Consider the following 26,667-nt stretch of genomic DNA (forward strand, 5'->3'; position numbering starts at 1 on the left):
TCCCCTTTCTTATTCCTCATCATCAAAGGACTCTTCAAACTCGATCATATCATCTTCGTCTTCCATGTCCTCATCTTCTTCTACATTGACAAGCTCTTCTCCGCTGAACTCCTGCTTGGTGTAGCCGTGTTTACCGAAGGACTCCTCATCTCTGCGTCCTCTGGAATCGCCCTCGATGACATGACGAAGATCAGTATCTCCGTAATCAGAGGTTTCCATAATGTGTACCTCTGATCCGTCCTCGCTGAGCACACGTACATCCAGACCAAGAGACTGAAGCTCTTTAAGAAGTACCTTAAAGGACTCAGGAATACCTGGCTCAGGAATGTTGTCACCTTTGATGATCGCTTCATAGGTCTTAACACGTCCGATCACATCATCAGACTTCACTGTCAGGATCTCCTGCAGTGTGTAGGAAGCACCATATGCCTCCAGTGCCCAAACCTCCATCTCTCCGAAACGCTGTCCACCGAACTGAGCTTTACCACCCAGAGGCTGCTGTGTTACCAGGGAGTATGGACCTGTGGAACGTGCATGGATCTTATCATCTACCAGATGATGCAGCTTCAGGTAGTGCATGTGACCGATAGTTACAGGGCTGTCGAAGTACTCGCCTGTTCGTCCGTCACGAAGTCTTACCTTACCGTCTCTGGAGATCGGAACGCCCTTCCAGAGTGCTCTGTGAGCTTTATTCTCATCGAGATACTGCATAACATCCGGTGCAAGGATGTCTTTATATTTCTCACGGAATTCCTCAAAGTCTTCCGTATTAACGTAATCGTTGGCAAGCTCCAGAGTATCCTGGATATCAACCTCGTTTGCGCCATCGAATACAGGTGTTGCAATATTGAAGCCAAGTGCTTTGGCAGCAAGGCTCAAGTGGATCTCCAGGACCTGTCCGATGTTCATTCGGGAAGGTACACCCAGAGGATTCAGTACGATATCAAGAGGACGTCCGTTTGGAAGGAATGGCATATCCTCAACCGGAAGTACACGGGAAACGACACCCTTGTTACCATGACGACCAGCCATCTTATCACCAACGGAGATCTTTCTCTTCTGTGCAATATAAATACGTACTGCCTGATTTACTCCAGGGCTCAGCTCATCGCCGTTCTCTCTTGTAAATACCTTGGCATCTACGATAATACCATACTCACCGTGCGGTACCTTAAGGGAAGTATCACGTACCTCTCTTGCCTTCTCACCGAAGATAGCACGAAGGAGACGCTCCTCAGCAGTAAGCTCAGTCTCTCCCTTAGGAGTAACCTTACCGACAAGGATATCACCGGCACGTACCTCAGCACCGATACGGATGATACCGCGCTCATCCAGATCCTTCAGAGCGTCATCGCCGACACCCGGAACGTCACGTGTGATCTCTTCCGGTCCCAGCTTGGTATCACGGGATTCTGCCTCATATTCCTCAATATGGACAGATGTATAAACATCATTCTGTACCAGTCTCTCGCTAAGCAGAACGGCATCCTCGTAGTTATAACCTTCCCAGGTCATAAATCCGATCAGCGGGTTCTTACCAAGTGCAAGCTCACCATTGGATGTAGACGGGCCATCCGCGATAACCTGTCCTGCCTCAACATGCTCACCCTGGAACACGATCGGTCTCTGGTTGTAGCAGTTGCTCTGGTTGCTTCGCATGAATTTAGTCAGATGATAATCATCTTTTGTTCCGTCATCATTCTTGATAGAGATATCTGTAGATGTGGAACGAAGTACTGTACCTGCTTTTCTTGCAACAACGCATACACCGGAGTCAACAGCTGTCTTGGTCTCCATACCTGTACCAACAACCGGAGCCTCTGTTGTAAGAAGCGGAACGGCCTGACGCTGCATGTTGGATCCCATCAGCGCACGGTTCGCATCATCGTTCTGCAGGAACGGGATCAGGGCTGTAGCAACGGAGAATACCATTCGCGGAGATACATCCATGTAATCGAACATGTGCTGCTCGTACTCCTGTGTCTCCTCGCGGTAACGACCGGAAACGTTCTTATGAATGAAGTGTCCCTCTTCATCCAGCGGCTCATTCGCCTGTGCTACATGGTAATTATCTTCCTCATCCGCTGTCATGTATACAACCTCATCGGTTACACGCGGGTTGGAAGGATCTGTTTTGTCGATCTTTCTGTACGGAGCCTCTACGAAGCCGTACTGATTGATCCTTGCATAGGATGCAAGGGAGTTGATAAGACCGATGTTCGGTCCCTCAGGGGTCTCGATCGGGCACATTCTTCCATAGTGGGAATAATGTACGTCTCGAACCTCGAATCCGGCTCTGTCTCGTGACAGACCGCCAGGTCCCAGTGCGGAAAGTCTTCTCTTGTGAGTCAGCTCTCCAAGCGGGTTGTTCTGATCCATGAACTGTGACAGCTGGGATGATCCGAAGAACTCTTTTACTGCTGCAGTTACAGGTTTGATATTGATCAGGGACTGCGGAGAAATACTCTCTGTGTCCTGTGTTGTCATTCTCTCACGTACCACACGCTCAAGTCTGGAAAGACCGATGCGGTACTGATTCTGAAGCAGCTCACCGACAGCACGGATACGACGGTTGCCCAGGTGGTCGATATCATCATCGTTACCAAGGCCATACTCCAGATGCATATTGTAGTTAATGGACGCAAGGATATCTTCCTTGGTGATGTGTTTCGGGATCAGGTCGTGGATATCACGTTTGATCGCATCACATCTGTCCTCAAATGTGTCATTTTCTTCCAGAATTTTTTCGAGCACTGGGTAGTATACTAATTCTGTAACACCCAGGGACTTCGGATCCTCAAGCTCCGGCAGATAGTGACGGATATCAACCATAAGGCTGGAAAGAACTTTGATCTCTCTCTCCTCACCCTGGATCCATACGTACGGAACTGCGGAATTCTGTAATGTATCAGCAAGCTCTTTTGTAACAAGTGTCTCAGCCTCAGCAAGGATCTCACCTGTTGTTGTATCTACAACATCCTGGGAAAGCTTGTGGCCTACGATACGTTTATTGAAATGAAGCTTCTTATTAAATTTATAACGTCCGACTTTGGCAAGGTCATATCTTCTCGGATCGAAGAACATTGCCATGATCAGGCTCTCTGCGCTCTCTACTGCAAGCGGCTCGCCCGGACGGATCTTCTTATACAGCTCAAGGAGACCTTCCTGATAGTTTGTGGAGGTATCCTTTGTAAAGCTGGCAAGGATCTTTGGCTCTTCACCAAACAGATCAATGATCTCAGCATTGGTTCCAATGCCCAGTGCACGGATCAGAACAGTGATCGGAACCTTTCTTGTTCTGTCTACACGTACATAAAATACATCATTTGAATCTGTCTCGTACTCCAGCCATGCACCTCTGTTCGGAATTACAGTACTGGAAAACAGTCTCTTACCAAGCTTATCATGAGCGATCGCGTAGTAGATTCCAGGGGAACGTACTAACTGGCTGACAATAACACGCTCAGCACCATTGATAACAAAGGTACCCGTAGCTGTCATCAGCGGTAAATCTCCCATGAAAATCTCGTGTTCGTTGATCTCTTCTGTTTCCTTATTGATCAGCCTTACTCGAACCTTCAAAGGTGCGGCATAAGTCACGTCACGTTCTTTACACTGCTCGATGGAATATTTTGCATCTTTTTCATCGTATGTGAAATCGATGAATTCCAGACTGAGCTTTCCGCCGTAATCTGCGATCGGAGAAATATCATCAAATACTTCTTTTAAACCTTCGTCAAGAAACCACTGGTAGGAATCTTTCTGAACTTCGATCAGGTTTGGCATTTCCAGGACTTCTTTTTGTCTCTGGTAGCTCATACGCATGCTTTTTCCAGTTTTTACAGAACGAATTCTGTTTTTTTCCATTGACGTTTCACCCCTGTTTTTTTATTATTTATTACAACATGATCCCGCCTGACCTTTAGGCAGGCATATCTAGCCATAATATAGCATCCTCCACTTTAACATAAGAAAAAAAGTGTGTCAAGCACTTTTTTTGATTTTTTTACATTTTTCAAAAAAAAGATTCTGTTCCTTCTATACATACGATGTATGGATATCCGGAACAGAATCTTTTTTTATCACACATACTTACTTCACAATAGTATTTACTGTTACTGTATTTCCGTATTTATCTTTTGAGACAAGTTTCAGAGCAGTATTCTTTTTTTGCTTCTTTATTTTAATAACGTACTGTTTCTTTTTGTTTACGGATGATACACCCAGCTTTGTCTGTTTTCCGGAACGCCGCGCATAGGCAATAACTGTCTGGCTACCTGATGCAGTTCCGCTTATAGCTGTACTTCTTGATGTAACAGCTCTGCATGAAGGACGGTTGATGCCGGTCCATCCTTTGCAGCTTTTTACATATACCGCCTGAACCTTTCCGTTTTCACAAAATGTATTCTTTTTCATGACCGGTATTACAGATGCATATGCATAAACACCATTCCCCGTATTTTTCTCCGCACGGTTTCCTGATACTTCGGATACTTTTGATTTCCAGAGCAAAATACCACTTTTTGCATTTGATGTCACACGATTGCTTTTTACCCTGACTCCGCCGGCCACATACTCAATTTTCACGCCATGATTTTTGTTGGATAAACAGGTATTACCAAGAACATTATTGTTCTTTCCTGCATTTACACGTATTCCCGAGCCGGCCGCTAATTTAACAGTATTCTTCTGTGCAGTGGATGAAGTATTTACAGATTGCAGATAAATTCCATCTCCGCCTGCTCCGGAAACAGTATTCTGCTCTACAAGATTTCTCTGTTTTGATCCTGCTGCATAGACAGAACCGGAGAGATAAATTCCCGTATTTGCAGTTCCGGACACTGTATTCCTGCTGATAACGCTTCCTCTGGAATCCTGGGCATAAATCCCAAAATTGGAATATGAAGAAGTTTTTTTCATTGTTACCTGATTATCTGTTACGGTATCTGTGTCAGTAAGAGATATGCTGATTCCGTTTCCATATCCGCTGATCTGATTATCTTCTACAGTCACACCTTTCACCGGATATATCTTTTTAGGGAGCACAGCTCCATCTTTTTTCATATTATAGCCTGAAACTTTTATACCACTGCAGATCCATGCAATTCCACCAATGCTGGTAGTTCTGGCAAGACTGATGTAGTTTCCTGCCACACGAAGATTCCTGTTTTTCAGCATGTCCGGCCCATCATCATAGCCTGGCGTCTGGTGTGTATTGCTGCTCACAGAAGAAATGTCCACTCCATTTCCCACATTTACCATGGTATTATTTTCTGCTGTAGAATCTTCATAATTCATAAACCTTATACAGCGTTTTTTTACATTATGGAAAGTATTATTCGTAACTGTGATCCTTTTATATGTTTTTCCGGACATCATACTGTGCGTTCCCAGCCCTGTAAAGACATCTTCGAACACATTTCCATCGATCACAAAATCTTCACAGGTCGTTCCATCATAAGGTCTGTACTGCGGAAAAACATTGCTCTCATCTGTACAGCAGTCGATCTGAATACATTCCTGTCCGCCTTCCACATAATTCTTATAATAGCCACTGAATGTACAGCCTGTGATCTTGGCATTTTTCACTCCGCCAAATTCCAGAAAATGAGATTTCAGATTATTAAGAAATGTAGCATTTTTAATCGTAACATTCGTAGCATGTCCAATGCAAAATCCCACAAATCCGCCTGGTGCATCCTTATTTTCCACACACTGATAATTGTAGTCCCAGGTTCCTCCATCGATCACAATGTTGCGATATCCATCATATCCGCCTTCTGAATCTTTGGTATTTCCAAGACGGAGGATCAGATGTTTGGTGGTAGACGTTTTTGTAATATTAGCGTCTCTTGCATATAAGTACATATTACTGTACATGCAAAGTGTACCTGTCAGTTCATAATTTCCCGGTGGAATTATGATCTTGCAGGGATTTTCATCTGTGGCCTGATCTTTCAGTTCAAGAAACAGTGTGTTCAAGGGTGCTGTGATATCCTGTCCTTCCTCAACTTCCAGAGTCACAGTCTGATAAGTTCCAAGTTCTCCATCTGAAGCATCTCCTGCGGAAAAATCCCCAGCAGCATTGGCATCATCTGTAAAATCAGCCTGTGCCTGACCTGCGCCTTCATCAGCTTTATTATTATCCGGCTCTGCGACGTTTTCTACATTACCGTTTTCCTGCTGAAGCTGAAGTTCTTCGGAACCGTTATCGCCGTTCTCCGTTCCTTCGGAAAAATCTGCCGGCAATTCTCCGCTGATACTGCCATCTGCTGTCTGAATATCCTCACTGCCAGCTTCCGTTGCTGCATTGTCAGAAATATTCTTATTTGTGTCAAAATCTCCATCTGTGCTTCCATCTGAAAATGTGTCTTCAGTTGAATTTTCCGATATTTCCTCATCCCCCGGTGCCTCTGATACATCCACTGCTTCTACAGCACCTGACTCTATCTTTGTCCAGGATGCCTGTGATGCAGGAACCACACTGCCATCGTTATCCAGCACAAGCGGATCCAGATCCTGTTCCGGCATATTTTCCTCTTCTTCAAGCTCCTCCTGCTGCTGCATTGCAGCTTCCTGAGCCCGAAGTTCATCCAGAGGATTTTTCACGTTTACAGTTATATTTTTTACATTTTTTCCAACAGACACTGTCCTGGCTGCCGTCGGAAAAGAAACTCCTGTGATTCCCAACGCAGCAGCAAGGATACAGGCCATTATTTTTCGTTTCATATTCCATCCACCCTTTCCTGTCTCCTTTATTATCCTTTCTTTTTCTTCAAAAAGCAAGATTTACCCTGGATTTTTTCACTAAAAAAGGCTGCTGTGCCGCCGGTAAACCGGCAGCCACAACAGCCTTTAAAACTTCTGATCTGATCGGATTATTTAAGTGTAACCTTAGCTCCCTCAGCCTCAAGTTTAGTTTTGATGTCCTCAGCCTCAGCTTTGGATGCGCCCTCTTTAACAACCTTCGGAGCACCATCAACGATAGCTTTAGCCTCTTTAAGTCCAAGACCTGTAACCTCACGAACAACTTTGATAACTTTAACTTTGTTAGCGCCAACCTCTGTAAGCTCTACGTCAAACTCATCTTTCTCCTCAGCTGCCTCGCCTGCTGCACCTGCTGCTGCTACAACAACACCTGCTGCTGCGGAAACGCCGAACTCTTCCTCACAAGCTTTTACAAGGTCATTTAACTCTAATACAGATAATTCTTTGATTGCTGCAATAAATTCTTCTGTTGTTAATTTTGCCATTTTAATTTCCCTCCATTTATAAATTTTAATTAATAATCATGCGGTCGTTATGCCGCCAATTGCACGTTGCTGGGATTACTCAGCAGCTGCTGCGTCAGCTCCGCCGTTCTGCTCTGCGATCTGATTAAGCACACGAGCGAAGTTTGCGATCGGAGACTGCATGCTTCCAAGCAGTTTTCCAAGAAGTTCCTCTCTTGAAGGAATTGTGGACAGTGCCTGAATTCCGGCCTGATCATTGTAGTTACCTTCAACTACACCTGCGATCAGCTCCAGTGCCGGGAACTGTTTTGCATATTTAGCAAGGATTCTTGCCGGAGCAGTTGCGTCTGTCTCGGAGATAGCGATCGCATTTGTGCCATGTAAATGATCACTGAGGCTCTCAAATGCTGTACCCTCGAATGCACGACGCATCATGGTATTCTTGTATACCTTGTACTGAACACCAGCTTCTCTTAACTCTTTACGAAGAATTGTATCCTGCTCAACTGTAAGACCGCTGTAGTTTACAAGTACAACAGACTGTGCGTCTTTAATGCTGTTAGAGATCTCTTCTACGATTGGTTGTTTCAGTTCTACTTTTGCCATGAAATGGTACACCTCCTTATAGATTTTGTATACCGCCGTCGCAATAAGTCAATCTGTTTAAAAAAAGACCTTACTGCTTCGCAATAAGGCCTTGTGTAATCTTAACTCAGAATACTTGGACCTCGGTAGGCGTTTTGATCCTTATGCCTTACGGCACCTACTGTCTTCGGCAGCGTTCTTAGGTACAATACCATAACAGTGCCGGGTGTGTCAAGTATTTTTTAAGATTTTTTCAAAATTATTTAGTACCAAAAATACGGTCTCCGGCATCTCCAAGTCCCGGGCAGATGTAAGCGTTCTCATTGAGCTCTCTGTCAAGGGAACCGCAGTAGATCTGTACATCCGGATGTGCCTCATGGAGACGTTTCAGTCCCTCAGGAGCTGCGATGATGCACATAAACTTGATATTCTTTCCGCCCTGTTTCTTGACAAAATCAATGGCAGCTTCGGCAGAACCGCCGGTTGCAAGCATCGGATCAACGATCACTGAAATACGCTCGTCAATAGATTCAGGAAGCTTACAGTAATACTCATGGGGCTCATGTGTTACCGGATCACGGTAAAGTCCCACATGTCCGACCTTTGCAGACGGTACCAGTGTGAGAATGCTGTTTACCATTCCAAGTCCTGCACGGAGGACCGGGATCACTGCCAGCTTCTTACCTGAGATCATCGGTGTCTTACAGGTTTCTATCGGTGTCTCGATTTCCACTTCCTCTGTAGGAAGATCACGAAGCGCCTCATATCCCATCAGGATTCCGATTTCCTCCACCAGTTTACGGAACTCGTTTGTTCCTGTATTTTTATCACGGAGCATTGAAATTTTGTGTTTGATCAGCGGGTGATCCATAATATAAACATTTTTCATTTTTTCCATCGTGATTTCCTCTCTTTGTCTGTGTTTTTTGTAAAGCGAAACTTCTCATTCCACTCTGCTTCATACACCGGAACGCAAGCCTTTCGCTTTTCTGTATTCATCTTTCTACATTATAATATATATGACACTTTTTCAAAAGGGGGAAAAACTATTTTCCCTGGCGTTCCAAAACCTGATCGATAGCATAAGCCACACCAAACTCATTGTTGCTCTTTGTGATGTATTTTGCTGCCTTTTTGATCTCCGGAACTGCATTTTCCATTGCAACGGTTGCGCCGAAATCCATGGAGATCATGGAATAATCATTAAGGCTGTCACCAAGAACCATCACCTCATCCATGGTATATCCCAGAGACTCGATATATTCTTTCAGCACCGGGCCTTTCTGCGCCTCTACTGCTGTAATCTCCTGATTATATATAAAGGAAGAAGCCACTGCAACGGCTGGATTTTCTTTCAGCTCATCGCTGAGTTTCTCCAGCTGCTCCACATCTGCCGCAAAAATGAAGATCTTATATACCGGCGCACCGCTGCTCTCCAGGGAACGGATATCGGAAATCCCTTTCGTGTTTCCGGCGATCCTGCGGTACTGCGGGGATTTCCGTACAATCTCCTCGCTGGTATCTATGTCCATATTGAAAAGACGGATCTGCTGAATGATCCCGTCTTCAATTTCTTTCTTTGTTCCAATACGGTAATCGTAGCGATCCGTAAAAAATGCCACAGATACCGGGTATTTTTTTGCCGTATCATAGACCTCCTCACACAGCTCAATAGAGATCGGTGTACTCTTTACAACCTCCTGCTGCGGATTCCGTACTTCAGCGCCGCTACTCACCACATAATCACAGGTCAGCTCTGTTCCCTTCAGCTCCTCCATGGCACCGGGGAAATTCCGGCCGGTGGCAACCATAAAGCGGATTCCCGCATCGCAGGCACGCCTGACCGCCGCAAGGGTTTCCGGTGCGATCCTATGGTCATCACCAAGAAGTGTGCCGTCCATATCACTTGCAATTACTTTTATCATGAAAAATTTCTCCTTTTATCTGTAAAAATTCCGGTCAATCATTCGGATCCATAGCATCCATAGCAAATATGTTCTTTTTTCGGAGAAATTATATCTTATATTATTGCAAAATACAATGATTTTTGCGACAGGCATATGCCTTTCTGATTTCAGAAATACATGGTATAATGAGATTTCATAAATCTGTCCGATGTCGGTCAAGCGTATATCCGCAATCCGCGTCGCTGCTTGATCCGGTTAAGTGAATAACCCCATCCACATGTACTACATAGATTTGCATCAAATAAATGCTCTTCAGTTAAGTCAGTCAATCAGAAAACAGGAGAATATTATGTCAACTTATTTTTTTCATTCCAAAAGAAACCGCTCGCATTCCCGTTTCTTCTATTTAATATTGTGCACAGTCCTTGTCTGTCCAATGCTCCTTTTCACAGGCTGCGAAAATATCACGGATGCAGATACATCCATCACCGGAAATGAGCCCATCAGTATCAGCAGTATCAAATTGAATACAGCTGTACAGATCACAATTTACGATTCTCAGGATAAAGCTCTCCTGGATGACTGTCTGGCACTGTGCGATAAATATGAGCTGGTCTTCAGCCGGACAAATGAGAAAAGCGAGCTTTATAAATTAAATCACCGCAAAGATACATCGGATAAAGATCCCAATGCTGACGGGCAGACTACTCCATATCCGGTCAGCGGCACAGCAGACACCTGGCATATATCCGAATACCTTGCTGCTCTGCTTTCCCAAGGACTTTCTATCACCAGGGAGTCCGACGGTGCCTTTGACATCGCCATTGCGCCTTTGACCTCTCTCTGGGATTTCACAGCAGAAGACCCGAAGGTTCCGGATGATGCAGCTATTCAGAAAGCACTCCCTCTGTGCAGCTCCGACGGCGTCACCATTGACGGGCAGGATATCACACTTCCCTCTGATGACATCCAGTTCGATGTAGGCGCCATTGCCAAGGGCTATATCGCAGACCGCATGAAAGATCTTCTGGTAAAAAAAGGGGTAAAGAGTGCCATCATCAACCTTGGCGGCAACGTCCTCTGCATCGGCTCAAAGCCTGACGGCACTCCCTTCAAAGTAGGCATCCAGAAGCCCTTTGCAGATCGCAACGAAACCGAAGCCGTTATGGATATCACCGGAAAATCTGTTGTATCCTCCGGAATTTATGAGAGGTGCTTTAAGCAGAACGGAAAATTATACCATCACATCCTGAACCCCAAAACCGGCTATCCATATGACAATAGCCTGATCTCTGTGACAATCATCTCCGACCAGTCTGTGGACGGCGATGCCTTAAGCACCACCTGTTTCGCCCTTGGTCTGGAGGACGGACTGAAATTTGCGGAGAAAAAAGGAGTGCAGGCCGTTCTTATCACAGAAGATTATGAACTGCATTATACTGACGGATTCCAGGATGAGATCAATGTCACTGATGTGGAATCCTGAACCATGAAATCTTTTTCAGTAACAACCAAAAACCTTACGGATAGACCATATTTGTCACATAAGTCTGCGGATAATCTTTCAGAAGATTTGCCATTGCTGTCTGTGTCGTTGAAAATGGCTAGGATGGACCGTCCCACAGACATTCATAATCTGCCTCCGTACCGTGGATGTCTCTGTTCCGCAGTTGTAGGGCCACAGGGGGAGGCAAAACCTTCCGGATTCACAATCTGCTCCCAAGCTTCTTCATATCCCTTATCCGGAAGTTCAAAACACCATGGGATAAATCCGAGCAAACAGTGATCTTCTGGAAGCAGATAATGCCGAAGATGGCCTGAAGATCATTCTCAAAGAGCATCCTGACATTATTATCACAGATATGAAAATGCCCGTCATGGACGGAATACAGCTCTAAAAAAAGCCGGAAGAACTTCACATCGACAGCAAAATCAGTGTGATCAGCGGATTCAGCGATTTCAAATATACAAGACTTGCGATCCAGGCCGGTGTTATTGATTACATACTGAAGCCTGTTGATCCCCAGAATTTGAACAATGCGCTTTCAGCCACAATTTCTCAGTTGGAAAGTGAAGCAGGCAAAACTGGGACTTCCGATTCTGCTTCATCACCCGAACCCTGCTCTGCGTTCACCAGTAGGGTAATCAGTGATGTTTTTGATTATATCAATGCACATTATCTGGAAAATATCTCCCTGGCCGATATTGCAGAATCTTTTTTTCTAAGTAAGGAGCATCTGTCCAGATTGTTTTAAAAAAACGTCAGAATCTTTTTTCCTATACTATGCAGTTGAAGCTCACCGAGGCGAAACGGCTTCTGCCGTCTACGGATATGACTCTCGACGACATTGCCTGGCATCTTGGTTTCAGCAATGGAAATTACTTCAGCAAGGTTTTTAAAAAGAACTGTCAGATATCTCCCAGTGAATACCTGAACGTACAGCTATAGTTCTTCAGAAAACTTTTCTCCGATAAAAAGTAGCTGTAACTGAGCGTATTCGTTCAGTTACAGCCACTTTATTCAATATTATTATATTCAGTTATTGATCATATCTGGCCAGGAAAGAATCTCTGCAGAAATCTTCTCTTCATAATCTCCGTCAATGTCCTCACTTCTTCCAGCCGCATAAATATTGGTCTCGGCACCCCAACCGTTGTCCTCGTATTCCCATACATGGAATTTCAGTCCACGGAACATGAAATCCAGACTTCCGCAACCATCTTCCTCTGTGTATTCGAATTTGATATTTTTTTTGTTCAGGGCATCCTGTACTTTCTGTAAACGCATATAATATCGCTCCTTCCACGCCGAAAATCTTCCTTTATACACAAAGTATAACATGTTGTGATTTTTGACACAAGTCAAGGATGAAAGTGCCTGTGAGCTACGGATATCTCAGGCCCAGTAGAGTCTCATTCCAAACTCATGGCTCATACGGTCCGGATGCCCATCAACTCTTGAAAGCAAAGTACAGATATCCTGATAGGTATTCTTTGCCATACATTTACCGCTATTATCAGAAAGAATTAGTGTAAGGTTCCACTTCTCGCCTTTTCCGTATTCTTTCTCAAAGGTTTTTACCATGACACGGCTGTCTGCCGGAACTTCTGCTTTAACACTTCCCTTTTCCACCAGTTCTCCGTTCAATGTTTCTGTAATGATCCATGTAAGTTCACACTCTCCCAGAGCTCCATCTGTATCATTTACAATATACAGACTGTCCAGATGATCTTTGTGCTTTGCAAAAACACCCACTGGTGCGTTGCTTTCCAGTATAGCCTGAAGACCCTTTTTGGGAATTCCCCACCAGTCATATAAACCGTAGAAGCTCTGAGGACACAGGTCGATAAACATAAACTGTACATATCCTGAGCAAGGTTCATATTTCTGGATCCTGTAATGCTCTGTATAATATTTCAGAAGCTTATACTGATATTCCTGGATCTTCGGGATATCATCCACCAGTTTTTCCAGACGATAATATACCGCCGGAACAGTTTTCAGATTTTCACTGCTGCCCGGTGCATCAAATCCGTACTCTGTATTCAGCTTTTCTGTCTGCTCATAAATATCTGCATATTCTCCACCGCTTAAAGAACCCAGATAATTGTGGCTGTCCCCGCTAAGCGGATCATCTTCGCAGAAAGAACCCTTGATGATCGGTCTGCCCGGATCCATCTTCTGTACCTCCCTATACAGAGCAGGTCCCGGATTTTCCTCCATAAATCTCCTTCTCACATTTCCATCCGGATCAACACATCCCGGTTCATTCATAATGATCCAGCAGATCAGAGACGGATGATGCTTCAGAAGTTTCACATTTTCTCTGTAAACATCTGCAAATCTCTGCGCCCATTCATCTGTTGAAGGATGCGTCCAGTTGTACTCCGAATCCTGAAGAACTGCAATTCCCAGCTCGTCACACAGATCATAAAAAACTTCCTGCTCTGTGTGGACATGTACTCGTACCAGGTTAAAACCTGCCGCCTTTACATTAAGAAGATCTCTCAGGTACCGTTCCCTTGTCATTGCGGAAATATAACAATCCGGAAAATAAGAGGTTCCTCTTATATACAGCTTCCTGTTATTAAGCCAGAATCTTGTTATTTTTTCATTACGCTCAATCTGAATGTCCCGGAAAGCAAAATTCGTTGTTCTGCTGCTCAGTATGTCTTTTCCCCTGCTTAACGTAAGTTCTGCCTGATACATCCAGGGATAACCATGATCCCATGTGGACCACAGTCTGACATCTTCCACTTTAAGCTCACATTTAAAGCCTGTCTCTGCTTTCTCTGCCATTATCTGAACAGTTTTTTCTGCCTTTATAAGACCGGACTCTTTTTCCCGGATCTTTACATTAAAATCATATGTCTCCCCGGATTTCAGACCTCGCGCTTCAGTTTCCACATATACGTCTGCTTTCTTTCCATCTGGATCCAGTTCATACTTCAGATCTGTCTGATCTTCCAGAACACCTTCTTCTGTCAGGATCAGCTCCACTTTTCCGTAGATTCCTACAGGATTTACATCTCTCTGGATAAATGTATCAGAATGTTCGTAGGTACCTTTTACCATATTTCTTTTTACCAGGGTGGTTCTGGAATCCTGTGCATCCAGCTCCACCTCATCATCCCATGGAGAACTTACCTTTACAATGAGATAATTTTTCTTTCCAAAAACAAGCTTATCTTTTACATTAAAGGAAAATGGAGCGGAATATCCTTCATGCTCTCCAAGAAATTCTCCGTTAAGCCATACTTTTCCATAATAATCCACATTGGTAAATTTAAGGACAGCATCCGTAACTTTCTGATCCGGAACTTCAAACTCTGTTTTGTACCACCAGGGTGCCTGATTGAAATATCTCAGTTCACGCCCGAAATATGGCTGTCTGGCATAGATAAGCTGCAGATGTTTCAGTTCCTCCAGTTCCTCCCATTCAGACACCTGGGAACCTACGGAAGTATCTGCTTCCCTGGCAGCATAAAGCCCGATCTTTTCCCCTGTATCATGAACATCCTGCAAAATTTTCCATCCTTGTTTCAATTCAATCCTTGTTTCCATTTCAGCCTCCTAACTCTTGACCGCACCTGCAGCCATACCTTCGATTATGTTCCTGTTAAGAATAAAATACACGATCAGTGTAGGCAGGATCGATATTACGATCGCCGCAAATGTACTTCCCCAGTCCACTCTTCCGAACTGCCCCACAAAGTCATTCAGGCCAATTGGAAGAGTTTTCATATCAGAAGATGAGATAAACGTATTGGCATAGGTAAATTCATTCCATACAAAAACAAAATTGTATGTAAGAACTGTCATTGTAGTATTTTTAGCCATAGGTACCACGATCTTGCGGAATGTGGTTCCCATTGTGGCACCGTCAATAACTGCCGCTTCCAGAAGAGAATCCGGCATAAATTTAAAAAATCCGGTGTAAAGATAGATACACATTGGAAGTCCGAACCCGATCTGCGGAAGCACCAGTGCCCAGTATGTATTTCTCAGTCCGATCCTGTTATAAATCTGGAACATGGGTACAAGGCAGGAAAAAATAGGCACCATCATTCCAAACAGGAAAAATGCCATCAGTGCATTGGCATATTTTACCTTTACCTTACTGATCACAAATGCAACCGGGCATCCCAGGACTACGATGCCAAGAAGTGTGAGAACTGCCACAACCGTACTGTTAAGAAAATATCTTGGAATGGATGAGATCGTCAGTGCGCTGATATAGTTTCCAAGATAAAATCCTGATGGCAGGGCATACTGTGCAGTATATGTCATTTCATCCGGTGTTTTCAGACTGGAGCAGATAACCCAGAAAATAGGGTAGACCTGTATCATGACAAAAATAAGGATCACTACATAGAACACAGCACGAATAGGTATATTTTTTCTTGATTTTATCATTCTGACCCATCTCCTTTCGCCGATCCCAGGCATTTCTGTATAATCCCTACTGCTACCAGACATTCAATGACCAGAAAAACGGACAATGTACTTCCATAGCCAAAGTCAGCCGAATTAAAAGCGGTTTTATACATATAAGTTGCCACCATCTCTGTTGATCTGGATTTATTGTCAAGAATATAGAATACATCAAAGGTTTTCAGACAACCATTTACAAGCATTACAATGACAATGCTGAATATATTTTTCACCAGTGGAAGCTTTATGTAACGATACTGTTGAAAAACATTGCAGCCATCCATTGTAGATGCCTCGATCACATCCTTTGATATGGATACAAATGCGGAATAAAAAATGATCATGTACAGACCACAGTATTTATATCCATCGATCAGGGTTATGGTTATCAGCGCTGTATGGGAATTTGCCAGCAAAGCGATAGGTTCCATTCCCAGTTTTTCCATCACATAGCAAACCAGACCCTGGGGCTGGACAGAAAGCATTTTGGAAAAAATCTGGCAGATCGCCATAGATGAAATGATACATGGAATAAAATAAATAACCCGCAGAATATTTCCACCCTTGGAAATATGTGTAAGCAAAATCGCCAGGATCAGTCCTGCACATAACTGGAACAGACTTCCCAGTACAACAAATTTAAGATTATTTACAACAGCCTCACGAAATGTCTCATCCTGAAACATCCTCACATAATTTTCCAGTCCGATAAACTTCATATCACCGATTCCATTCCAGGAAAAAAGGCTGTAACCCATTGACCACAGAATTGGGATGATAACAGTAAGAATATATATGAACAGTGCAGGAAGAACAAACGGTAAAGGCTGGATTTTATTTCTGGGCTTCATATCCTCTCCCCTTTCATACGCAGATGCAGATAAAATTCCGCATCTGCGCATTCTATCAGTTATTCTTCAGTGTCAAAATAATCAGATGCATACTGTTCTACAGCTTTGTCCATGTTTTCACAGAACTCTTCAGGAGTTGATTCTCCCATTCCAAGGCTTGCCAGCTCTTTTCTGTAAACCTCGTTTGTAGAAGGATCCAGACGAACATCCCAGCACTGGGCAAAAGTGCCACAGTTCTCAAGATCACTTAAAATCTGCTGTGTAAGCTCCGGCAGCTTCTCCGAATCACTTGGCATCATGGATGGAAGCATATTGAACTCATACATTGCCGTATCAGCAAAATTATCCCATACATAACTGATGAAATCTTTCATCTCATCACTCATGGAATCCTTGAGAATGGCAGTTCCGATTCCACAATTCGCATAGTAATCATTTTCTCCCGTAGCGGTTCCCTCGCTGTCTACAGGAAGTTTGAACATGGAAATATCATCTTTAAGATTTCCCTCATCATCTGTAAGATCCGGTGTATCCCATGTTCCGGTGTATAACATTGCCGCACCACTGTTCAGAAACAGATCCATCTGCGCGGTAGTATCTGAACTTGTCCATCCTTCACTGAAATACTGGGCTATATCCTGTGTATACTGGGCTGTTGCGATACCTGTCTCAGAATTAAATTTTTCTTTTCCCATTCTTGCATTGTCAATGAAGTCATTTCCTTCCAGTCTGAAAGCCTTAAATGCCGGATAACGCATGATCATGTCGTAATTTCCTGCGGATATCGGGGTCATTCCCGCATCTTTCAGCTTCTTGCACACATCCAGGAGATCTTCCAGTGTCTGGGGTGTTTCAGTAATTCCGGCTTTTTCAAACATGTCTTTGTGATACCAGAAATACTCTACATTTCCCTGCCAGGTCATAAGGTAATTGCTTCCGTCACTGAGTTTCGGATAATCCAGTGCAATACCAAAGAACTTGTCTTTGATACCCAGTTCATCATAAAGGTCATCCACACTGTAGATCAGATCTTTTTTGCAAAGGCCTTCAAAAAATGCCTCCGGATCTGCATCAAACCAGTCCGGCAACTCATTGCTGGATGCAAGGATCTTGATCTTCTGAAGATATGTTTCTCTGTCTGCAATAGACTCTACATTGAATTCAAAATCCGGGTGATCTTTTTTGTAATCTTCTGCAAGCTTCTTCAATGTTTTTAACGCTGCATCTGTTTCGCCTCTGGCACTGATATAATTGATCACAAGTGGTTCGGAATCCTCTTTTTTATCTGCCCACACATTCATCATGCTGAATGAAGAGAGACACATCATTGTGGCAAGTGTAGCAGCCATCACTTTTTTTAATTTCATTTTCGTCCTCCTTTTGGTACATTTCTATTCATCCGGATTGAATATTTTGTTCCGCTTTCCTTATCGATGAGACCATTATATTAAATCCGTCCGGAAAAATACATGGAAAATCTTCGCTGTACCTGGAATATTTTCTCCAATAATTTCCCAACACTTGTGAGAATTTTTCCCTTATTATATAATGTAGCCAATAAAATCAGGAGGGGGATTCCATGATAGAAAATCTGAAAAAAAAGGCGTTTCAATTATTTTTAGGAATCAGTCTGAAACGCAGGCTTTTTATTACATATCTGCTGCTCAGTTCTCTGATACTTATGCTTACTTCCGTGTTTTTTTATACTGCCTCCAAAAAAGTACTGATCAAGCGTGCCGCACTTTCCAGCCAGCAGCAGCTATCCCTGATCACCAGCAACCTTGGAGAAAAGATCGATCATATATCAAACTATGCCATCACCCTTTCCATCAACAGCAATATCGCCGATGTTTTAAAAGAAAACCCTACAGTTCCCGAAAACACACTGGAACATTTTCTGGTAAATTCCGAACTTACAGACCAGGCCCAGCGTATCATCGGACTTCACAAAAACATCTATGCCTGGGATATCCTGGATACAGAAAACCACTGGTTTCACAGCAGTACCACAGAAACAGATCAGCTTGATTCCATTTTAGATCCCGAAGTCCTTGACAGCCTTCAGACTAATCTGGCTTTTCAGTTTCTCGGACCCTTCCAGATAAGCGGGGAGCCAACCTTTGTAGCCTTAAAAAGCATTACAAACATTGATAACACCAAATATCTGGGCGCCCTGGTCCTTCTGATCAGAGAAACAAATATTTCCTCTGCATTCCGCGACCTTCCGGACAGCTCTTCCAGGGATTTCTATATTACTGATGAAAATGGACAGATACTTTCCTCTTCTTCATCCGAAGGTATTTATAAAGACTTCTCATCCTATACAAAAATCAGTTCAGAGAATTATAAAACCCTGACAGAAACCTACAGGCAGTTTTTTTCCGTAGACGGCACTAACACTCTTTTTATCTGCAAATCCTATCCTGACCTGAACTGGAATGTGATCAACCTGATTCCTCTGGAAAGTCTGCCTCTGGATCATATGGTGATCCTGCACAATATTCTTCTGATCAGCATTGTAGTGTTTATTTTATCTGTATTTTTTTCCATATTATGTACAGGTACTGTCACCGCACCTATACAGAGACTTGTAGAAAAAATGAAATCTGCGTCTGCCGGAAAGCTGAATATTTCTGCCAGTTACTCTTCAAATGATGAACTTGCAGTTCTCTATAACCAGTTTAACCTTATGATGCAGAAGATCCAGACATTACTTAACGATATCTATGAGGAACAAAATGCCAAACAGAAAATGGAAATACGTCTTTTACAGTCCCAGATCAATCCCCATTTTCTTTATAATACTTTAAACACCATCAAGTCTCTCATAGAACTTGACATGAATGATACCGCAGTAAAAGCAGTGTCTGCCATGTCATCTTTCTACAGAAACTCTCTTTCAAAGGGACAGTTTATCATTCCTCTGCGCCAGGAGCTGCTTCTTACAGAACAGTATCTTTATATCCAGAATCTGCGGTATATGGATTTTGTTGATTACGAGATCACCTATGAGCCGTCCTGGGAGGATCATGGGGCAGAGATACCCAAGCTGACCATACAGCCTGTTGTGGAAAATATTTTTGTCCACGGACTTACCAGCCAGATATGCCATATTCACTTAAATGTTTCTATCAGAAATGGTACCATCTGTATTTCTGTTTCTGATAATGGTTCCGGTATCCCGCCGGAAAAACTTGCCGAACTTAACCGTTCTATCAGAGACTTCAAAACTGCCCGACATTCTTTCGGGCTTCCAAGTATCAACCACAGGATTGCTCTTCTCTACGGTGAGAATTACGGACTCACCATCGAAAGTTCACCTGAAAAGGGAACCACTGTAACCATAGTAATACCTGACAAAAATCTGATCGAGGGGGAAATATAAAGTGAAAACACTTGTAATTATTGACGACGAAGTTTTTTTCAGAAAATCTCTGATCAATTTTCTTGAAAAACAAAACCTTTATAACATTGCAGGGGAAGCTAATAACGGACAGGCCGGAATCCGGCTTATTGAAAATGTTAAACCCGATATTGCCCTTGTGGATATATCCATGCCGGTTATGAGCGGTCTGGATATGATCGCAGCTCTTGGAACAGACTGTCATACCAGGTTCATCCTTTCCACAGGATACGAAGATTTTGACTATGCCAAAAAAGCTATCTCTCTTCAGGTCCGCGGATACCTCCTGAAGCCATTGGATCACCGGGAGCTTATGGAGACACTCCAGAAAGTAAGTGACGAGATCGATCAGGAAAATTCCAGAAACAGTTATGTGAATAATTATTTTCAGTTCCGCGATCTGTATACACGGCAAATGCAGCTTAATTTCTTCCAGAAGGTGATCAGCGGAACAACCATTTCCCCGGATGATCTGGAAAAAATTCCGGTTCATAAAACTTCCGATTATCTTACCATTCTTATGGAGATCCACAATGCCAATCCGGAAATATGGGATGAAAAAGGTGATTTTTCTCTGCTCCACACCATCCTGGAAAATATATGCAGGGAAATCTTACAGCCTGTGTGCAAAGAGCTTATTTACATTGACTATTCTCAGATGAGACAGTATATCATCATGGAAAAAAGCTCTGATTTTTCTTTTACCGATCTGGAACAATCCTGTCTCAGACTTGCCGGGATATATGATAATATCGCACAGATTTCCACTTTTTTCTGCTGTGGAACACCTCATGAAGGCGTGGAAGGAATCCGCTATTCCTATGAAGAGGCTCTTTCTGTTTTTCATAACAGAACTGCGTCTTCTTCCGGATTTCTTTATTTCATGCCCCAGTCCCATTCCGGTGATTTTACATTAAAGCCTCTGGTTTATAATGATATCCTGATCTTTCTGCGCCAGCAAAATTCACCGGCTCTCTGTAAATATATTGATGAATATTTCAACGATATCATCACCAAAAAAATCCATATCCGGCAGACCTGGAGTGTAGCTGCTGCTTTTCTTACTGTACTTGACGGTTTTATCACGGAGTGCAGTCAGCGTGAAACGCTTTTTCCTCTTCTGGAAAACGCCCTGAATACTTACCAGAACTGCCAGAGTGCCCTGCAGTTAAAACAACTGCTCCAGTCTACCTGCAAGGCAGTTCTGGATTCTCTTGCTGATGAAAAAAATCCGCGGAAGTCAGCTCTTGTATCCCAGGTTCAGGAATATATCTGTCTGAATTTTAATCATCCGGATCTTCGTCTTGAAACCATTGCTTCCCATTTTTTGTCAATCCCCAGCATCTCTCTGCTGTATTCAGTCAGGAATCCGGAGTTACACTTACCTCATATATCAATGTCTGCCGCATGAAAAAAGCCAGACAGTTTCTTCTGGAAGACAGCCCTTCCATTCAAAATGTAGCTTCTTTATGCGGATTTTCTGATTCCGGATATTTCAGCAAATGTTTCCGGAAATATTACGGAATCTCTCCAAAAAACTTTGTATCCCTGACTGAAAAGAACAGTTATCCAGGTTCTATCGGCATATGATCTTTATCTCATTAAAGCGTAACGTTTCACCGCTTTATCTCATTAAAATTACATTTTACTCTAACATATGTTTTATGTAAAATGCAAGTTCTTTTTATTGTGCAATATCCCGGAATGTGTTAAGATAAAACCTGCGACTTTATACAAATAGCAGTTTACCATACTGCAATAATGAGGTGAGTTATGAAAGAAAGAGAAAAACTTGGATCCCGTCTGGGATTCATTCTGATTTCTGCTGGCTGTGCCATCGGAATCGGAAACGTCTGGAAATTCCCTTACATGGCCGGACAGGGCGGTGGCGGCACATTCGTACTGTTTTACCTGATCTTCCTGGCCCTTCTTGGACTTCCTGTTATGACTATGGAGTTTTCTGTTGGACGTGCCAGCCAGAAGAGTCCTGTCAAAGCATATTACGCACTGGAAAAACCAGGACAGAAATGGCACATCCATGGATATATCACTCTGATCGGATGTTATCTCCTGATGATGTTTTACACCACTGTTACAGGCTGGATGCTGAATTACTTCTATATGACAGCCACCGGTAAATTCCAGGGACTTGATTCCGACGGTGTTGCAGGACAGTTTACCAACATGCTTGGCCAGCCCGTTACTATGGGATTCTGGATGATCGTTGTTGTTATTGCAGGTGTTTTTGTCTGCTCCCGCGGTCTTCAGAACGGCCTTGAAAAAGTTACCAAGGTTATGATGATCTCTCTTCTGGTGATCATGGTTGTTCTTGCCATCAACAGTTTTACCATGGATGGTGCCAAAGAGGGACTGAAATTCTACCTGATCCCGGATTTCGAGCGTATGAAAGAGATCGGTATTATTTCTACCATTACCGGTGCTATGAACCAGGCATTCTTTACTCTCAGCCTTGGTATCGGTGCCATGGCGATCTTCGGAAGCTACATCGGAAAAGATCATGCACTGCTTGGTGAATCCATGAATATTGCGCTTCTGGATACTTTTGTTGCGATCACCTCCGGACTTATCATTTTCCCGGCATGTTTCACATTCAATGTTGACCAGACTTCCGGACCGAGCCTGATTTTCATCACACTGCCGAATATTTTCAACCACATTCCGCTTGGAAGACTGTGGGGAAGCCTGTTCTTCATCTTTATGTCATTTGCAGCTTTCTCTACCATCCTGGCTGTATTTGAAAATATTATTTCCTGCGGTATGGAGCTTACCGGCTGGAGCCGAAAAAAATCCAGTCTTGTAAATGCCATCGCCATCATCCTTCTGTCTCTGCCATGCGTACTTGGATACAATGTATGGTCCTGGGACTGGCTCAAGGTATTCGGCGGCGCAATTCTCGACCTTGAAGATTTTCTGGTAAGCAACATTCTGCTCCCGCTTGGTTCTCTTGTATACCTGCTTTTCTGTGTTTCCAAACGGGGCTGGGGCTGGGAAAACTTCACAGAAGAAGCCAACACCGGAAAAGGCCTGAAGATCCGGAAATGGATGCGCGGATACATCACTTATATCCTGCCGCTGATCATTCTGTTTATCTTCTTCTTTGGTCTGTACGATAAGTTTTTTGCATAAAATAAAACTTTAAATAAAACACCCCTGACGGATATCGTATGTGATTTACACACGCGATTTCCATCGGGGGTGTTTTTGTTGAGTCAGGCGGATATTCACAGCCTGCATTCTTCCCGATACAAGCAAGTCCCCTCACTGCGTATTGCTTTTCGTAATTGAAGCAGGGAACTTACTTGATTCAGTTAAGAATTTTACCTGCCTAGCAGCTCCAGTACTTCCTCTCTGCTGATCAAAGCCTGGCCGATTCCCTCGCCGCTTAAGATCTCATCAGCCAGTTCCCGTTTTCTTTCCTGAAGAGCCCGGATTCGTTCTTCTATGGTGTCTTTCATAAAGAGGCGGTAGACACTGACAACGTTCTGCTGACCGATGCGGTGGGCGCGGTCTGTGGCCTGGTTCTGCACGGCAAGATTCCACCAGGGATCATAATGGATCACGATATCTGCCGCAGTAAGATTTAAGCCTGTTCCTCCTGCTTTCAATGAAATGCAGAAAACAGAAGTATCATCCTCATTAAATGCATGTACCATCTGCGCCCGTTTTTCCTTGGAAGTAGCCCCCGTCAGCATATAAAAAGAAATCTTTGCTTTTTTCAGACGGACAGCCAGCACATCCAGCATGGTAGTAAACTGGGAAAACAACAGGAGCTTATGTCCGCCATTCACCGCATTCTGAACCAACTCCATGCACATCTCCAGCTTGGAAGAATTCCCTTTGTATCCTTCATATACCAGTCCTGGATAACAGCAGATCTGCCGCAACCTCGTGATCTCTGCAAGGATCTGCAGTTTAGAAGTGCGAAACTCCGCATCCGACTGCATCCCAAGCATCAGGCGAAGCCGTTCCGTATGGGCCTCATACAGCTCCTTCTGCTCGCTTTCCAACGGGGAAAACATATCTTTTTCCAGCTTATCCGGAAGATCCTTCAGCACATCCCTCTTCAATCTCCGCAGCACAAAAGGACGGATCATTTTCTGCAGACGCTCCATCGCATCGGAATTGCTGTACTGCACAGCTGGAAGCTCTATTTCCTTGCGGAATTTCTCATAAGAATACAAAAATCCCGGCATCAGAAAATCAAAAATACTCCACAGCTCACTAAGCCTGTTCTCCACCGGTGTACCGGTCAGCGCAAGCCTGAATTCCGACCGGATCTCCTTCACAGCCTTTGCCACCTGAGTTCCGTGATTCTTGATATACTGCGCCTCATCAATGATCTGCACAGCAAAATCCAGGTTCCGATAAGCCTTCAGATCCCGTTTCAGAAGGTCATAGGAGGTGATCAGAACCTCCCGTTCTCCCGCATTTTTGATCAGTGCTTTCCTCTCCTTCAGATCACCAGTCACAACGGTAGCCGGAAGTCCCGGCGCAAAACGTTCGATCTCGTTCATCCAGTTAAACACCAGCGAAGCAGGCGTTATCACAAGGACACGTCTGTTTTCTCCCGGCGCAGATTCCTGAAATTCTGACCAGAGAAATGTGAGCACCTGGAGGGTTTTTCCAAGTCCCATATCATCTGCCAGGATCCCTCCAAACTGATTATGCTTCAGAGTTTTGATCCAGTAAAAGCCCTCTTTCTGATAGCCCCGGAGGATTTTTTCCTGCTCCCTGGGAATCTGAAATTTATGTTCTTCCATTGTCTGCATGTTCCGGATCAGCGCACGAAAGGCATTGTCCTTCTCTACCTTGATCAGATCGCCGCCCTTCAGCTGACTGTCCAGATACATAGCACGATAGGCCGGAACCTGAGTCTTTCCTTTTTTCAGTTCACGATCACTGATCTGCAATCCATTTTTCAGAGCAGAAAGTTCCCTGAGCTGACCATCGGAAACATCCAGAAAGCTGCCATCCTTCAGGTGGAAATATTTTTTCCTGCGATCGTACCTGGAAAGAATATCAAAAAGCTGCGCCTGATCCATCCCCTCCACATCCAGATCCAGGTTCAGAAGTCCGGCTGACAGAGAAACGCCAAGACGGATGTTTGGCAGCTTTGTCACCCTCATCTGTTTAATGGACTGGGAAATATAGACAGCTGCAACTTTCTGCATGGCGGGGATTCCTTCAGTAAGAAGCTGGTAGAGCTTTTCTTCGGAAGCTTTCACACTGTCGGGCTTCCCTGAACCTTCCCTGCACAAAGATTCCAGTTCCTCGGCACGACAATCCAATGCCAGCTCCATCCGCTGGTCATCATATCCGTTAAAATATTTTGACAGCAACGCAAACACACCAAGCTCTCCGGGAATATCCCTGGTGCGGGCAGACACATCTCGGTCAAAAACCGAAAATTTATCCTTCCCGTAAACAGAAAATGCCTTACAGGTGATCCAGTCACGCTCCGGCGCATCCAGATAGATCTCATATGCAGCCTTGTAGCATTCAAGACCTGTTTCTTCCGGGAAATCCCTGAGATCACAGTGAAAAATTTTTTTCAGGGAAGGAAGCAGCTCACGCACAAACGCGGGCACATCCGGTTCATCAATAAAGCCTCGGCCTGCAGGAAGCCGCTCCAGACAGGCAACAAATTCCTCCACTGCTCCAAGCTCCTGCCTGGAAACCAGATATACCTTCGCATTATCAAAATACATATGATACCGTATGCCTGTCACACTATATACCGGCGCGATCTCAAGAGATAACCCCTGATCCTTCTTCCGGATCGTCAGCGTCCTGTCCGGAATTTCTCTGACAGAATGCCATGTTGTCTCCGGATCATTGTTCATTTTGAACTTGAAACTTTTTTCGCCAAGTATAAGAAGCAGATCCTCAAGTTCTTTTCTGTCAACGGTAAGATCCCTCACCTTTTCCACAGCTATATCCTTCAGCTGTTCATATCTGGACATGTAAGTGCCGTGATGATTCTCGACCCATTCCCGGATAAAGGACAGCACGCTTCTGGATCCTTCTGAAAAGGCTTCATCGGAATGGATAAATTCCAGATTTTTTCCATAAGAAACCTTCGCATTATGATCCAGATTCCACACAAAGGCCAACACATCCTTGAGGATATATTTTTTCTCACAGCCAACGCGGAATTCCACGGTAAAACAATTTCTCACAGAATTAAATTTCAGGCAGGTTTCCAGCTCCACCCTGCCAAAATACGGATCCCCGGAAAACGGAAGCATACGGCTGTATAGCTGACGATTAAGGAGGCTTTTCAGCTCAACGGTGGTTTTCGTTGCAGGCTGCCCTGGTCCGGATAAAGCAGCCGGAAATGCTGTTCCGCTGAATAACTCTGCCTGCTTCTGTTCCTCATCCTGCTGTCTGCGGATTTCCACACGCTCATAGGCCTTACGGTCTCCATATTCCAGAAGCACTGCCACGCAATGCTTACAGATCCCGGAATAGCTGCGAAAGGCCGGGCAGTCACAGTATGCTTCTTTTATGCGGTCCGCTTCTGTATCATACTGAAAGCCTGTATTGTATACATTACGCCCACTTCCCTTCACTGCTGCAGATATTTTATCCACAGCTCCTTCCGACTTAATATCCAGCGACTGGATCCTCTTTCCGGTACGGTAAATATCAAGGCCTCTCTGATATGCCGTTATATTACAAAGTGCCCGTATGGCTGTTCGTTTAAGCATGCATCTTTCCCTTCTTTTCTTAT

19 protein-coding genes, 1 pseudogene and 1 other annotated feature are annotated in these 26,667 nt (G+C 44.0%); of the genes and pseudogenes, 7 read left to right on the forward strand and 13 right to left on the reverse strand.

Annotated elements, in window-relative coordinates:
- Positions 1 to 9: 9 nt before the first annotated feature.
- The 6 genes from rpoB to CCC70_RS07375 all read right to left on the reverse strand — a co-directional run bounded on the left by rpoB (position 10) and on the right by CCC70_RS07375 (position 9,742).
- Positions 10 to 3,867, reverse strand: a complete 3,858-nt coding sequence (rpoB, locus tag CCC70_RS07350; RefSeq protein ID WP_270391142.1) for a DNA-directed RNA polymerase subunit beta — start codon at positions 3,865 to 3,867, stop codon at positions 10 to 12.
- 225 nt (positions 3,868 to 4,092) lie between these two features.
- Positions 4,093 to 6,729 carry a right-handed parallel beta-helix repeat-containing protein gene (locus tag CCC70_RS07355; RefSeq protein ID WP_287084567.1) on the reverse strand — a complete coding sequence of 879 codons (2,637 nt, stop codon included), beginning with the start codon at positions 6,727 to 6,729 and terminating at the stop codon, positions 4,093 to 4,095.
- A gap of 149 nt (positions 6,730 to 6,878) precedes the next feature.
- Complete coding sequence (rplL, locus tag CCC70_RS07360; protein WP_015526302.1) at positions 6,879 to 7,253, reverse strand: 50S ribosomal protein L7/L12; 375 nt, start codon at positions 7,251 to 7,253, stop codon at positions 6,879 to 6,881.
- A 75-nt stretch (positions 7,254 to 7,328) separates the two neighbouring features.
- Positions 7,329 to 7,838: a 50S ribosomal protein L10 gene (gene rplJ / locus CCC70_RS07365; protein WP_021652200.1), complete on the reverse strand. Its 510-nt coding sequence runs from the start codon at positions 7,836 to 7,838 to the stop codon at positions 7,329 to 7,331.
- Between the two features lie 51 nt (positions 7,839 to 7,889).
- Positions 7,890 to 8,026: a sequence feature (ribosomal protein L10 leader region), on the reverse strand.
- A gap of 50 nt (positions 8,027 to 8,076) precedes the next feature.
- Positions 8,077 to 8,706 (reverse strand): uracil phosphoribosyltransferase, encoded by a 630-nt coding sequence (gene upp / locus CCC70_RS07370; protein WP_044961929.1) that lies wholly within the window; start codon positions 8,704 to 8,706, stop codon positions 8,077 to 8,079.
- A gap of 157 nt (positions 8,707 to 8,863) precedes the next feature.
- A complete protein-coding gene (locus tag CCC70_RS07375) occupies positions 8,864 to 9,742 on the reverse strand; it encodes a Cof-type HAD-IIB family hydrolase (protein WP_287084568.1) in 879 nt (292 codons plus the stop codon).
- Between the two features lie 331 nt (positions 9,743 to 10,073).
- Here CCC70_RS07375 and CCC70_RS07380 point away from each other — a divergent pair, with 331 nt between their 5' ends.
- On the forward strand, positions 10,074 to 11,210 hold the full coding sequence (locus CCC70_RS07380) for an FAD:protein FMN transferase (RefSeq protein WP_287084569.1): 1,137 nt from the start codon (positions 10,074 to 10,076) through the stop codon (positions 11,208 to 11,210).
- A 143-nt stretch (positions 11,211 to 11,353) separates the two neighbouring features.
- On the opposite strand, the gene CCC70_RS16685 is transcribed toward CCC70_RS07380, so the two are convergent.
- Positions 11,354 to 11,503, reverse strand: a complete 150-nt coding sequence (locus CCC70_RS16685; protein ID WP_412123123.1) for an MGH1-like glycoside hydrolase domain-containing protein — start codon at positions 11,501 to 11,503, stop codon at positions 11,354 to 11,356.
- A gap of 11 nt (positions 11,504 to 11,514) precedes the next feature.
- Between CCC70_RS16685 and CCC70_RS16690 the strand changes: the two genes are divergently transcribed.
- Both CCC70_RS16690 and CCC70_RS16510 read left to right on the forward strand, forming a co-directional pair.
- The gene (locus CCC70_RS16690) at positions 11,515 to 11,622 is read left to right on the forward strand and encodes a response regulator (RefSeq protein WP_180211352.1); all 108 of its coding nucleotides are present in this window, start codon (positions 11,515 to 11,517) and stop codon (positions 11,620 to 11,622) included.
- Between the two features lie 347 nt (positions 11,623 to 11,969).
- Entirely contained in the window at positions 11,970 to 12,173 is a 204-nt protein-coding gene (locus tag CCC70_RS16510; protein WP_270426856.1) for a helix-turn-helix domain-containing protein, read from the forward strand.
- Between the two features lie 87 nt (positions 12,174 to 12,260).
- Here the strand turns inward: CCC70_RS16510 and CCC70_RS07390 are convergent, their stop codons facing one another.
- From CCC70_RS07390 to CCC70_RS07410, 5 genes are all read right to left on the reverse strand, one after another.
- Complete coding sequence (locus tag CCC70_RS07390) at positions 12,261 to 12,512, reverse strand: hypothetical protein (protein ID WP_044961921.1); 252 nt, start codon at positions 12,510 to 12,512, stop codon at positions 12,261 to 12,263.
- 108 nt (positions 12,513 to 12,620) lie between these two features.
- The gene (locus CCC70_RS07395; protein ID WP_110103599.1) at positions 12,621 to 14,789 is read right to left on the reverse strand and encodes a glycoside hydrolase family 2 protein; all 2,169 of its coding nucleotides are present in this window, start codon (positions 14,787 to 14,789) and stop codon (positions 12,621 to 12,623) included.
- Between the two features lie 9 nt (positions 14,790 to 14,798).
- Complete coding sequence (locus CCC70_RS07400) at positions 14,799 to 15,641, reverse strand: carbohydrate ABC transporter permease (protein WP_021976595.1); 843 nt, start codon at positions 15,639 to 15,641, stop codon at positions 14,799 to 14,801.
- Entirely contained in the window at positions 15,638 to 16,510 is an 873-nt protein-coding gene (locus tag CCC70_RS07405; RefSeq protein ID WP_110103600.1) for a carbohydrate ABC transporter permease, read from the reverse strand. Before CCC70_RS07405 ends, CCC70_RS07400 begins: the two co-directional genes overlap by 4 nt.
- A 59-nt stretch (positions 16,511 to 16,569) precedes the next feature.
- On the reverse strand, positions 16,570 to 17,877 hold the full coding sequence (locus CCC70_RS07410; RefSeq protein WP_110103601.1) for an ABC transporter substrate-binding protein: 1,308 nt from the start codon (positions 17,875 to 17,877) through the stop codon (positions 16,570 to 16,572).
- Positions 17,878 to 18,089: 212 nt separating this feature from the next.
- Here CCC70_RS07410 and CCC70_RS07415 point away from each other — a divergent pair, with 212 nt between their 5' ends.
- The 4 genes and pseudogenes from CCC70_RS07415 (at position 18,090) to CCC70_RS07425 (ending at position 23,060) form a co-directional block, all read left to right on the forward strand.
- Entirely contained in the window at positions 18,090 to 19,895 is a 1,806-nt protein-coding gene (locus tag CCC70_RS07415; RefSeq protein WP_287084570.1) for a sensor histidine kinase, read from the forward strand.
- A 1-nt stretch (position 19,896) separates the two neighbouring features.
- Positions 19,897 to 21,324, forward strand: coding sequence for a response regulator (locus CCC70_RS07420; RefSeq protein WP_287084571.1), 1,428 nt, complete (start codon positions 19,897 to 19,899; stop codon positions 21,322 to 21,324).
- Positions 21,300 to 21,503: pseudogene (locus CCC70_RS16695) on the forward strand (helix-turn-helix transcriptional regulator); the annotation flags it as partial. The gene CCC70_RS07420 and the pseudogene CCC70_RS16695, both read left to right, overlap by 25 nt.
- Positions 21,504 to 21,686: 183 nt before the next feature.
- Entirely contained in the window at positions 21,687 to 23,060 is a 1,374-nt protein-coding gene (locus tag CCC70_RS07425) for a sodium-dependent transporter (protein ID WP_226843521.1), read from the forward strand.
- A 191-nt stretch (positions 23,061 to 23,251) separates the two neighbouring features.
- Here CCC70_RS07425 and CCC70_RS07430 read toward each other — a convergent pair whose 3' ends face one another.
- Positions 23,252 to 26,644, reverse strand: coding sequence for a DEAD/DEAH box helicase (locus CCC70_RS07430; protein WP_287084572.1), 3,393 nt, complete (start codon positions 26,642 to 26,644; stop codon positions 23,252 to 23,254).
- Between the last annotated feature and the right edge of the window lie 23 nt (positions 26,645 to 26,667).

Origin of the sequence: Blautia sp. LMAG:89, assembly GCF_008679485.1 — a bacterium.
GTDB lineage: Bacteria > Bacillota > Clostridia > Lachnospirales > Lachnospiraceae > Blautia_A > Blautia_A fusiformis.